The sequence below is a fragment of the Amygdalobacter nucleatus genome (assembly GCF_029167365.1).
In the GTDB taxonomy this organism is placed as follows: domain Bacteria; phylum Bacillota; class Clostridia; order Saccharofermentanales; family Fastidiosipilaceae; genus Amygdalobacter; species Amygdalobacter nucleatus.
This window is the reverse complement of record NZ_JARFNM010000001.1, coordinates 581217-593367: the sequence shown is the minus strand read 5'-3', so window position 1 is coordinate 593367 and position 12151 is coordinate 581217. Positions and strand designations below refer to the sequence as shown.

General features: G+C 39.7%; 12 protein-coding genes and 1 tRNA gene. All 13 read right to left on the bottom strand.

Annotated features, from left to right (window positions below; translation table 11 throughout):
* Positions 1-18: 18 nt before the first annotated feature.
* The 13 genes from uvrA to rpsU all read right to left on the bottom strand — a co-directional run bounded on the left by uvrA (position 19) and on the right by rpsU (position 12051).
* The gene (uvrA, locus tag PYS62_RS02655) at positions 19-2925 is read right to left on the bottom strand and encodes an excinuclease ABC subunit UvrA (RefSeq protein WP_066713755.1); all 2907 of its coding nucleotides are present in this window, start codon (positions 2923-2925) and stop codon (positions 19-21) included.
* 178 nt (positions 2926-3103) lie between these two features.
* Positions 3104-3529 carry a Holliday junction resolvase RuvX gene (ruvX, locus tag PYS62_RS02650; RefSeq protein WP_066713758.1) on the bottom strand — a complete coding sequence of 142 codons (426 nt, stop codon included), beginning with the start codon at positions 3527-3529 and terminating at the stop codon, positions 3104-3106.
* Positions 3526-3789, bottom strand: coding sequence for an IreB family regulatory phosphoprotein (locus PYS62_RS02645; RefSeq protein WP_066713760.1), 264 nt, complete (start codon positions 3787-3789; stop codon positions 3526-3528). The genes ruvX and PYS62_RS02645 overlap by 4 nt, the downstream gene beginning before the upstream one ends.
* Positions 3790-3839: 50 nt before the next feature.
* Entirely contained in the window at positions 3840-5270 is a 1431-nt protein-coding gene (gene mtaB, locus PYS62_RS02640) for a tRNA (N(6)-L-threonylcarbamoyladenosine(37)-C(2))-methylthiotransferase MtaB (RefSeq protein ID WP_066713765.1), read from the bottom strand.
* Complete coding sequence (locus PYS62_RS02635; RefSeq protein ID WP_066713770.1) at positions 5251-6993, bottom strand: ribonuclease R family protein; 1743 nt, start codon at positions 6991-6993, stop codon at positions 5251-5253. Before PYS62_RS02635 ends, mtaB begins: the two co-directional genes overlap by 20 nt.
* Positions 6994-7086: 93 nt before the next feature.
* On the bottom strand, positions 7087-7317 hold the full coding sequence (secG, locus tag PYS62_RS02630; protein WP_066713773.1) for a preprotein translocase subunit SecG: 231 nt from the start codon (positions 7315-7317) through the stop codon (positions 7087-7089).
* 170 nt (positions 7318-7487) lie between these two features.
* Entirely contained in the window at positions 7488-7805 is a 318-nt protein-coding gene (locus PYS62_RS02625) for a helix-turn-helix domain-containing protein (RefSeq protein WP_066713776.1), read from the bottom strand.
* Positions 7806-7892: 87 nt separating this feature from the next.
* Entirely contained in the window at positions 7893-8126 is a 234-nt protein-coding gene (locus PYS62_RS02620) for a glycine radical domain-containing protein (RefSeq protein ID WP_066713779.1), read from the bottom strand.
* A gap of 56 nt (positions 8127-8182) precedes the next feature.
* Complete coding sequence (pflB, locus tag PYS62_RS02615; protein ID WP_082714303.1) at positions 8183-10183, bottom strand: formate C-acetyltransferase; 2001 nt, start codon at positions 10181-10183, stop codon at positions 8183-8185.
* A gap of 250 nt (positions 10184-10433) precedes the next feature.
* Entirely contained in the window at positions 10434-10763 is a 330-nt protein-coding gene (locus PYS62_RS02610) for a thioredoxin family protein (RefSeq protein WP_066713782.1), read from the bottom strand.
* The gene (gene pflA, locus PYS62_RS02605; RefSeq protein ID WP_066713785.1) at positions 10747-11481 is read right to left on the bottom strand and encodes a pyruvate formate-lyase-activating protein; all 735 of its coding nucleotides are present in this window, start codon (positions 11479-11481) and stop codon (positions 10747-10749) included. Before pflA ends, PYS62_RS02610 begins: the two co-directional genes overlap by 17 nt.
* Positions 11482-11736: 255 nt before the next feature.
* Positions 11737-11825 (bottom strand) — tRNA-Ser (locus PYS62_RS02600).
* A gap of 52 nt (positions 11826-11877) precedes the next feature.
* Complete coding sequence (gene rpsU, locus PYS62_RS02595; protein ID WP_066713789.1) at positions 11878-12051, bottom strand: 30S ribosomal protein S21; 174 nt, start codon at positions 12049-12051, stop codon at positions 11878-11880.
* Positions 12052-12151: the final 100 nt, after the last annotated feature.

Here is a 12151-nt window from a genome sequence, read left to right as displayed (position 1 = left end):
TTCGCAGCAATGAAATAACTAAGGCCTTAAATCAAGTTTTTTCAAATACTGACCTGTAAATGATTTTTCTGTCTTCATCAAGTCGTTAGGTGTACCAGTTGCTATGACAGTTCCACCATTTTTACCACCTTCTGGGCCTAAATCGATGATATAGTCAGCCACTTTTATCACGTCCAAATTATGTTCAATCACTAAAACTGTATTACCCTGATCGACTAACTTTTGCAAAATTGCAATCAATCTCGCTACATCATCGATATGTAAACCAGTCGTTGGCTCGTCCAAAATATAGAACGTTGAACCTGTTGCCTGTCTAGCTAATTCGCTGGCTAATTTGATGCGTTGTGCTTCACCACCTGACAAAAGGGTTGAATTATGGCCCAAACTGAGATAACCCAAGCCAACATCAAGCAAAGTTTTCAATTTGCGTTCAATTTTAGGATAAGCTTGGAAAAAGTCATAGGCTGTGGCAATGTCCATCTCTAAAACTTCATAAATATTTTTCTCATTAACCTTAACTTCCAAAGTATCTGCTTGATAACGCTTGCCCTGGCAGACGTCGCAATTCACATAGACATCTGGCAAAAAATTCATCGAAATACACTTAACGCCATCGCCTTTGCAAGCTTCACAACGGCCACCTGGGACATTAAAGCTGAAGCGGCCTGGCTTATAGCCTCTAGCTTTGGCTAATGGCATCATAGCAAATAATTCACGAATCAAATCAAAAACACCTGTATAAGTAGCCGGATTACTTCTAGGTGTGCGGCCGATAGGTGATTGATCAATATTAATAACCTTATCAATATGCTCAAAGCCCTTAATCGTTTGCAAATTAGCTGGCAAAATATCGGACTTATTGAGTTTGGCCTGTAAAGCTGGTAATAAAGTGCTATTAATCAAACTAGATTTGCCAGAGCCAGAAACGCCAGTTACGGCAATAAATTTGCCAAGCGGGAAATCAACTGTCACGTTCTGCAAGTTGTGGCAGCTTGCGCCCTCCAAGCAAACGGACTTGCCATTACCAGCCCGTTTTTCAGCTTTATAAGGAATATACTTTCGGCCTGATAGATAAGCTGCTGTCAATGAATTAGGGTTAGCCATAACTTCTTTTGGCGTACCACAAGCTATAATTTCGCCACCATTTTTGCCTGCACCTGGACCTAAGTCAACCAAATAATCAGCTGACAGCATCGTTTCTTCATCATGTTCCACGATGATAACGGTATTACCAAGTTCCTGTAGACGCCTTAAGCTCTGCAAAAGTTTGCTATTATCGCGTTGATGTAAACCGATAGACGGCTCATCCAAAATATAAACTACACCGGTTAAGCCAGCACCAATTTGGGTCGCTAAGCGAATACGTTGCGATTCACCACCGCTTAAAGTCATAGCTGAACGAGCTAAAGTTAAATACGAAAGGCCAACTTCTAACATGAAGCCTAGGCGATTCAAAATAGCTCCAAGCAACTTATCGGCAATTTTCAACTCATTCTTACTTAAAGTTGTCTTGCCCTGTTCCAAAAAATCAGCTAATTCATTGATCGGCATAGCGCATAATTCTGCGATGTTTTTGCCAAGGAAATAAACAGATAAGGCCGTTTTGTTCAAACGTTGGCCGTGACAAATTGGGCAGATTGTTTCACTCATCACCTGCTCATAAATAGCTAAGGCATCAGGGTTCGTCAAATTTTCCAAATAGCGGCGATTTAAGGACGGAATTACGCCTTCGAACGCGCGCTTGGTCTGACTTGTCTTGAAGCGCAACTTACTTGGATCTACGTCAATTTTTTCGCCATTGTTACCATAAAGAATTATTGCCTGTTCTTGCTTAGATAAATCACACCATGGGCGTTGTAAATCAATGGCATAATGTTTAGCTATGGCATCAAATAAAGTTGTCGCATAATTATTGCTACCATAATTCCAGCCTGGGGCTTGAATTGCGCCATCTTTAATCGAACGCTCAGGATAACGCACGACTGCTTGCAAATTAACGCTTTTGAAGGAACCTAATCCCTTACATTCTGGGCAAGCGCCAATCGGACTATTAAAAGAAAAAAGTGGCCGATCGATATTACCGATGCTAATTTGACATTTGGGGCAAGAATTAAGCGTAGAATACAATGTACCCAGTTCAGGCAAATTTAGCACATTATTTTTGCCTTTCTCAGGCAGCTTATTCACCATAGCTTCTGAATTACGCTCAATTTTTTTGACAAAGAGCATTCCTTTACCTAAATCTAGTGCTAACTCAACAGCTGCGCTTATGCGCTCCAAATCATTCAGACGCAAAACGATACGATCGACAACTAAGGCAATCACATGCTTCTTGTTTTTGTCTAAATTAATTGGACCATCATCAAGATCATAAATTTCGCCATCCACAAAGAAACGAACATAGCCTTGATCATGAAAATTGCTAAATAATTTCTTGTATTCACCCTTAGCTTGCAAAACTAAAGGCGCTAAAATTAAGAGTCGACTGCCCTCACCTAGATCTAAGATTGACTTCAAAATCTGGTCTTTGGCCAAATGTTCAATTGGTTGCTTACAATTTGGGCAATGCGCCTTACCAATTCTTGCGTACAACAAACGTAAATAATCATAAACTTCTGTTACTGTTCCAACTGTTGAACGTGGGTTATGTGAATTTGTTTTTTGATCGATTGCCACAGTTGGGCTTAAGCCATGAATAGCATCAACATCTGGCTTGTGACTTTGGCCCAAGAACATCCTAGCGTAAGTCGACAAAGATTCAATGTAGCGTCTCTGACCTTCAGCAAAAATCGTATCGAAAGCTAATGATGATTTGCCAGATCCACTCAAGCCAGTTAGGACGATTAATTTTTCACGTGGTAAATCTAAATTGACATTTTTTAGATTGTGCTCTCTCGCACCTCGTATTTGTATAAATTTCTGCATGCCTTAAACCTTTAATTGCTATTAGTCAACTAATTTTACTAACTTCCGTTAGACATCACTATATAAGTCTTCTCTACTGTAGTAATTAATTCTCGAAAAATTCATCAATTGTCTGTAAATTCATAAATATGCTACTTCTAAGCAGCAATGTAAATGCGCCAATAAAAAAGGCGCCTCATCAGCGCCGACTATCCAAATAGTTTTGCAAAATTATCTCAGCTGCTACTTGATCTACGACCTTGCGTTTAGCGTGACTGTCACGCTTCTTAGCACTCGCATTCAAAATTTGATGCGCAATAACAGTTGTAAAGCGCTCATCAAAGAAGTGAATAGGTAAATTGCAGACAGCTTCCAACATAGCTCCAAATTCTCTAGCTAACGCTTCGCTATTTGAAGCTTTGCCATCTGTGCGCTTAGGCAGACCTAAGACAATTTCCGTCACATCTTCCTTGGCTATCACGTCCTTAATCTCAGCCATAATCTCAGCCTGCAAATTCGGCTTATTCTGCAAAGTCTTATAGCCACGGGCGAACATACCAAGCGGATCACTTAAAGCTAAGCCTATCCGTGCCAAGCCAAAATCAATACCTAATACTCGACTCATCTTTTGTTCTTGAGCTGCTCACAATACAAGCGAATGATAACCTCTAAGAGTTCATCACGCTCCATCCGGCGAATCACAGCTCTAGCTCCTCGATGATTCGTAATATAAGTAGGATCTCCTGACAAGAAATATCCGACCAATTGATTAATTGGATTGTAGCCCTTCTCCTCAAGTGCTAACAACACCTCTTGCATAATCTGTTCAGCCTCGCTATTTTTGTCCAGGCGCAAATCGAAACGAGCAGTATTATTATTTGTCATATTCACTCCTTGTTAAAGCAAAATTACAATATTACTATATTATAACAGAATTAAAGCAATTTAGCGAACAAATCATCACCATCATGACTAAAAATCTCAACTTTGACCAAATCATTGCAATGACATTGCCTAAATTGCTCCTCATCCGTAAAGAACAGACGAACTGGCAAATAGTTATATGTGTAGCCGCTAACTTCAGCAAAAACATTCTCAAGGCCGAAGAATTTCTGTTGTTCAGCTGTTAAAGCATCCTCTTTGGCAATTTTAGACTCCAGCAAAACTTCATGCTGACGGCCAATCTCCAAATTCGCACGCTTGCGCCAAAGCATATTGTTCAACTTAATGAACTCCTTAGTCCGAGCTCGTTTCAAACTGTTATCCAGTTGATTCGGCATAGTATTGGCCAAAGTTCCCTCTCTCTGACTAAAAGGGAAAACGTGCAAATGGGTAAAGCCTTTTTCTTCGACATAACGCATGCTTGCCTGATGTTCTTCTAGGCTTTCGCCTGGGAAACCAGCGATTATATCCGTCGTTAAATTCAACTCTGGATATAAGTTCTTTAATAAATCAATTGCCTTACTATATTCTCTAGTTGTATAGCGTCTACGCATCCTTCTCAGAACTGAATCTGAGCCACTTTGCAAAGATAAATGGAAATGCGGCGTCAAATGCTTCAAAGTTGCAATCTGTTCCACAAATTTGGCCGTAATTAAACGAGGTTCCAAAGAGCCTAGACGTAAACGTTCGATATTTGGCAAATTATCAATTGCTCTCATCACATCGATCAAGCTAACATTTTCGGCCTGCTTCCTTAAGTCTAGTCCATAGGATGATATGTGTATGCCAGTTAGAACTATTTCTTTAAAGCCATTTGCTAATAAAGCCTTAGCTTCATCCACAATTACGTCTAATGGCCGACTGCGCACAGGTCCGCGTGCTAACGGAATAGCACAATACGAGCAATTTAATTGACAACCGTCCTGAATTTTAATAAACGCTCTCGTTTCACTCTGCTGTTTAACAATACCAAAATCAGAAAAGGTGCAGGCGGCCTGGCGTCTAGGTAGCAAATGTTTAGGATATTCTGTCCCATTCTGGGCTAAGAAATCTTTGTATTGTGTATAGACAATCTGCGCCGCTTTGGCTTTGTCATTGTTGCTGATACCCAAATGAGCACCCAAAGTATCATGTGCAAGATCAATCTGACAACCGACAGCTACAACATAGGCTTTAGGATTAGCTTTCAGGCACTTATGCACCATCTGCCTAGATTTTCTGGCAGCTTCCTTGGTAACACCACAAGTGTTAATTACATAAACATCTGGCAGGCTCTCATTATCTTCAATTAAATCGTGATCTTCCCAGCCATAGCTTTGTAGGCCTTGGCTAATAGCATCAGACTCATAACGATTAACTCGACAACCTAAGGTAACCAGCTTGAAAATCAAGCGCTCTGTTTGCTTATTGTTTGTGTCTGTCATTAATTCTCCCAGCCTTTTTTCTTTGCTTCCTAATGACTTTGTGCTTTTTAGCATGCGGTTTTGCTTGAATAACCTTGACTGCTTTTCCCTTAGCCTTATGTGATTTTTTCGCTTTTGCACTAGATTTTTTGACTCTAGAACTAGACTTCTTGACGCCTAAATAAGGATCAAGTGCTACAAAATCAATCAAATAAGTTTCAAGGTCGACTCTAGCTAACTCCACTTCGATTTTATCACCTAAATGTAAAGTTTTACGCGTACGCAAGCCTAACGCCAGCATTTTTTCAGGCATAAAAATGAAATGGTCGGCTAAATCTCTAAAAGGCAAAAAGCCCTCAATGGCATTAGGCAAGTCCAAGAATACACCATGTGCAACAATTCCACTCACAGTTGCAGTGTAACGCTCTCCAATAAATTGCTGCATATACTTAGCAGATAAAATGTCATCTACATCGCGTTCCATCATAAGCGCCATACGTTCCTGTTCAGAAATATGTTCACACTGTTTACTTAGATTTTTAGCTAAGTGCTTGTTACTCTTCCTATGCCAATAATTTTTTAAGGCCCGATGTGTCAGTAAATCGCTATAACGTCTGATTGGAGAAGTAAAATGGCAATAATCAGCCAAAGCTAGACCAAAATGGCCCTTAGCTTGCGGTAGATAACAAGCTTTAGCTTGACTTCTTAAAAGCATGGTCTCCAATGTGCTAAAAGCGGCGTTAGTCTGATTCCTAGTTAAGAAATGATTAATATCAACTGGCTTGATTGCTTTAACGCCACGATAAAACGAGCGTGGAATAATTGCGCCTAAGGCCTTAGCTAGCTGTAAAAAGTTTGCAAATTTCTCAGCTTCTGGTTGCCCATGTGTACGATAAACAATATCTATATTGTTAGCTTTCGCATAAGCAGCTACTGCCTCGTTCGCAGCAATCATGAACTCTTCAATCAGTTGGTTTGTCCATGTAATAACGTGTAATCCAGCCTTAATTGGTTCATGCTCGGCATTAAATGTAAACTCTAGCTCTGGCACTTCAAACATGATCGAACCATGTTTAATCCTTTTAGCCCTGAGCTGAGCTGCCAGCTGTTTGGCCAAACATATTTCTTTTGCCAGCTTACGATAAGCTGCTGGCATATTCGCTAAATCAGCCTCTGTTAAAAGTTCATACGTTAATGGATCATCTAATTCACCTTTTTGAAAATAGGCGTATATATCTTCATATGTCGCCCGTAAATCACTCTTAATGACAGATTCGTAAAAATCAGTTCTGACAAGCGTAGCTTCTTGATCGTAAACTAATTCAGCTGTCAAAGTTAGCTTATTGGTACCTGCTTGTAAAGAACAAAGATTGTTAGCTAATATCTTCGGTAGCATCGGCAAGACAATTTCGCCCAGATAAAAGCTATTGCCGCGTGCATAAGCTTCTTCATCCAACGAAGTGCCTGCCTGCACATAATGGCTGACATCTGCAATATGAACATAAAGGTGGCGCAAACCAGCTTCATCTAAAGTTAAAGAAATAGCATCATCTAAGTCCTTTGCGGAAGCACCGTCAATTGTCAATGTCGGTAAATTTCTTAAATCACGTCTTGGGCTGCGCTTAGAGAAACTGCGGCCATCTATTTTAGGCTGGAAGCGCTCAGTTTCCGCCTTGCATTTAGCTGAAAAGTGCTGTTGCTTTTCAATATAATCACGAATAAAATCAATTCTTTCTTTTAACAAATATTAAACTCCCATCCATTCACTCAACAATATAATATACGAAAAAAGCAGCCGTATAACCGACTGCTTAAATAATCTCCCTAAACGTTTGTATTAGTTCAAATAGAAGTTCAAGATGATAGTCAACACAACTAGAATACAAACAAGAATAGTTGTAACCTTCTTCAGTAAAGCATCCACGCTGCGTGCTTTGTTATGGCCAAAGAATGTGCCAGCGCCACCATCGATAACGCCAAGACCATTCGTATTGCCTTCTTGCATCATAACCAATATCACCAATGCGACACAGATAATTACATCTAATACTGCGATTACATAGACCATTGTCTTTCTCCTTCAAATACAGCCTGTTAAAACAGCAAGTTAAATTATACCTATTAGGCTAAACAATGTCAAATTTCTTGCATTCACACGCAAATTTGCCTCTAAGCTTCTATGAAACATGTCACAAAAGCAATCATAGAGCCTGTCAAAACTATTAAAGCAAAAGGCCGTCACCTTTTCAATATGACAAAATCACGTTTAACGCCATGCTCAGCCTTATTTTTCTCTTCCTCTTCCATTTTTTGATCATATGCTGCAACTATATTAGTTAAAAAATCAGCATTCAGGATGCGCTGTAAAGCTAAGATCGTGAATAGATTAGGGAAAATATTAGCTCGCTCCCAGTTGCAAACCTCACTCTGAGTTGTACCTATTTCCATAGCTAAAACTCGCTGTGACATATGCTTGTGACTGCGCGCAATGTGCAATTCAAGCGCAAAGCGTTTCTTATAGTTCATGTAAGGGGCTAAGGATGGACGGTTATTCATACGATACCTCCACTAGTTAAGGCTATAAGCTAATAATACAAAAAAGGCGTTGCTAGTGCAACGCCTTTTCTGAAACAAGTAATAAGATTACATATGCTCATGCATTGTACGAGCAATAACCTCATCTTGTTGTTCCTTTGTCAACTTATTAAAGTTAACAGCATAACCACTGACACGAATTGTCAATTGTGGGTACTTTTCTGGATGTGCTTGAGCGTCCAACAATGTATCGCGATTGAAAACGTTAACATTCAAATGGTGACCGCCATCCATGATATAACCATCAATTAATTCAACTAGGTTGTCTTCTCTTTTAGCCATAGTCTATCTCCTCCAAACAATAATTTATAACTTAAATAAGTTAACTTATTAACTAATTAATCCTCTTTACCTAATGAGTTAGGTACAAGTGAGAATGTATTTGAAATACCGTCACGAGAATCGCTGTAAGGTAACTTAGCAACACTCTCCAAGGAAGCCAAAGCTCCGTTACTATCACGGCCATGCATTGGGTTAGCACCTGGGGCAAATGGTTGACCAGCCCTACGGCCATCAGGTGTTGTACCTGTCTTCTTACCATAAACAACGTTAGATGTAATGGTTAAGATACTCATAGTTGGGATACTGTTACGATATGTATGATGCTTACGAATCATATTCATGAAAGTAGATACCAAGTGAGCGGCGATCAAGTCAACACGGTCATCGTTGTTACCATACTTAGGGAAGTCGCCTTCAATTTCGAAGTCAACAGCAACACCATCTTCGTCACGAATTGGCTTTACCTTAGCATACTTAATTGCAGACAAGCTATCAGCCACAACACTCAAGCCAGCGATACCAGTAGCGAAATAACGTTTAACAACACGGTCATGCAAAGCCATCTCTGAACGCTCGTAGCAATACTTATCATGCATGTAGTGGATGATGTTTAAAGCATTCACATACAAGCCAGCTAACCACTCCATCATTTGAGTGTACTTCTCCATAACTTCATCATAATCGAGATACTCGCTTGTGATAGGAGCGAACTTAGGAGCAACTTGCATCTTCTTCTTTTCATCCATACCACCGTTGATAGCATAGAGTAGGCACTTAGCCAAGTTAGCACGAGCACCAAAGAATTGCATTTCTTTACCAACACGCATTGAGCTGACGCAGCAAGCGATTGCATAGTCATCGAACATCTCAGCACGCATCAATTCATCACTCTCATATTGGATAGAAGATGTGTTGATTGATGTCTTTGCGCAGAAGCGACGGAAACCAATTGGCAAACGTGGGGACCAAAGAACTGTCAAGTTTGGTTCTGGGGCTGGTCCTAAGTTAGACAATGTATGCAAAACACGGAATGAGTTCTTTGTAACCAATGTACGGCCATCAATACCCATACCACCGATTGACTCTGTAACCCATGTAGGATCGCCAGAGAACAAATCATTGTATTCAGGTGTACGCATGAACTTGACAAGACGTAACTTCATAACGAAGTGATCCATGAATTCCTGAGCTTCCTTCTCTGTGATACGGCCTTCTTCCAAGTCACGTTGAATGTAAATATCCAAGAATGTAGATGTACGGCCTAAGCTCATTGCAGCACCGTTTTGCTCCTTAACAGCTGATAAGTAAGCGAAATAGAGCCATTGAATAGCTTCCTGAGCTGTCTCAGCTGGGCGACGAATATCAAACCCGTATGTAGCTGCCATTTGGGCCATTTCATCCAAAGCACGGATTTGCTCGCTGATCTCTTCACGATCACGGATAATATCGGCTGTCATTGTTGGAGCTTCAAGAATATGTAATTGTTCTTTCTTATCTTCGATCAAACGATCAATACCATAAAGAGCAACTCGACGATAGTCACCAATGATACGGCCGCGGCCATAAGCATCTGGCAAACCAGTAATGATACCGCAATGACGTGCAGCCTTCATTTCTGGTGTGTAAGCATCGAAAACGCCTTGGTTGTGTGTCTTACGATACTTAGTGAAAATTTCTTCAACTTCAGGGTCAATTGTGTAGCCATAAGCAGATAAAGCACTCTCAGCCATACGAATACCACCGAATGGTTGTAATGAACGCTTGAAAGGCTTATCAGTTTGGAAGCCAACGATCTTCTCTAAATCTTTGTTAAGATAACCAGGGCCATGTGATGTAATTGTTGATACAATCTTTGTATCAGCGTCAAGGACACCGCCTTTAGCAGCTTCTTGCTTGTTTAATTCCATTACTTGTGACCAGAGTTGATTAGTTGCCTCGGTTGGTCCTTCCAAGAATGAATCATCGCCTTCATAGGGTGTGTAGTTGTGTTGGATAAAGTCACGAACATCAATCGTGTCCATCCAATGACCTTTTTTGAAACTTCTATAAGCTTCCATATTTCCTCCTATGCCTGCATACAGGCTATTGTTTTGCTTTGTTAACCTGATGGTTTTAGTATAACAAGGTAATCGCTAACAAAATATGACGGCAATTACAATGTAACCTTTGCCCAAGTTTTTTTGTGACACATCACAACTTTTAGTTATTTTCGCACATAAGCTTACTTTTTTTCAAGCCTTAAGCGTGTTTTTTACTATATTTCTACATATTGTGCATTTAAGTTAACGCTTTATAGTTTTTTCACGCTTACTTCAATTTAGAGATAACATCTTCAAGCCACAAATCTAAGATTTCAGCAGGTTGGAAGCCCTTAACTGAAGCTACTAAAACACCATTATGAATTACGAGCAAGGCTGGTATTCTATCTATCTCATAGCGATGGCAAATTTCAGATGTCCGGTGTGTAACAACAACATTATGATAGATAACATCAGGATATTTAGGTAATAAATCCATAACAATAGGCTTTAAAGCTATGCACCCGGAACAACCATCACCGCCCAACTCAATCAAGTGAGTACCGTTTGCTACAACTTCTTGAAAGTTCTCATTATCAATTTCAACTGATTTTGTCATACTCTCCTCTTTCTACAACTGCACGTGCCATTTCTATGACATCCTTCTTAGGCGGTTCTACCCCCTCCAAAGGATAGCTCATGTTCATCATTTTATACTTATTAACACCCATTGTGTGATAAGGCAGAATTTCGACCTTCTCAACTGTCTTCAACGTATCAATAAATTGTCTAAGTTTAATCCAATCTTCTCTTTGATCTGTATAACCAGGTACTAAAACATGTCTAATCCACATTGTTTTATTATGATCACTCAAATAGCGTGCAAACTTAAGGATATTATCAGATTTAACACCAGTTAAAACTTTGTGTTTAGCTGGATCAATCTGCTTAATATCAAGTAAAAACAAATCGCAATACTTAATCAGTTCATCAAACTTTGCTGTTGCTCTAGGCGTGAAAACATAGCCTGAAGTATCACAGCAAGTATGAATTCCTTCTTCTTTCATCCGTTTGTAAAACTCAATCAAAAAATCAATTTGCAATAATGGCTCGCCACCACTAACTGTCACGCCACCACTTTTAATGTAATTACGGTACTTAAGCACTTTTTGTACAAGTTCTTCGACATCATACTCTGTACCTGCATTCAATGTCCACGTATCAGGATTATGACAGTATAAACAACGCAAAGGACAGCCCTGCATAAAGATGACAAAGCGTATACCCGGTCCATCAACGGTACCGAAACTCTCAAAAGAATGAACTCTCGCTTTCATGTATCCTTCACCTCTTATCTTATGTCTGATTAGTAATTCACCATAACTCCTAACCAGCTAATCTATGTCACGCAATCTATGCGCTTTTTATATCGTTGTCCTAATACTGTAATGATACTTTAATTATATCATCTAAAATAAAACGAACTAAAATTAAATTGATTTAGGCTACATTTTGCAAGATTTTGCTAAAAATAAGTAGATTTATTAAGTTATATAAGCGAAAATTTCTTTAAAAATTGATTAAACAAAAAACGGAAACGGAGGGATTCGAACCCTCGAGCCCCGAATGAGGACTACCTGATTTCGAGTCAGGCCCGTTATGACCACTTCGATACGTTTCCGTCTGCTAATTGAAAAGTGAGCACCCACCATCAAGTGAATGCTCAACAATACTTAGTGCTTGCGCTTACGAGCTGCTTCTTGTTTTTTCTTACGGCGAACACTTGGTTTCTCGTAATGTTCACGTTTACGTACTTCAGCTAGAATGCCTGAGCGAGCGCAAGAACGTTTAAAACGACGTAATGCACTTTCGAGTGTTTCATTCTCTTTTACGCGTACAACTGCCATTTTAATCACTCCTCTCAGTGCAAATATTAGGTCAAAAACCTTGCAACAGAGGGGATTATAATCTATTTAGTGAGTTTTTTCAAGCGCTGTTTCAAAGCGT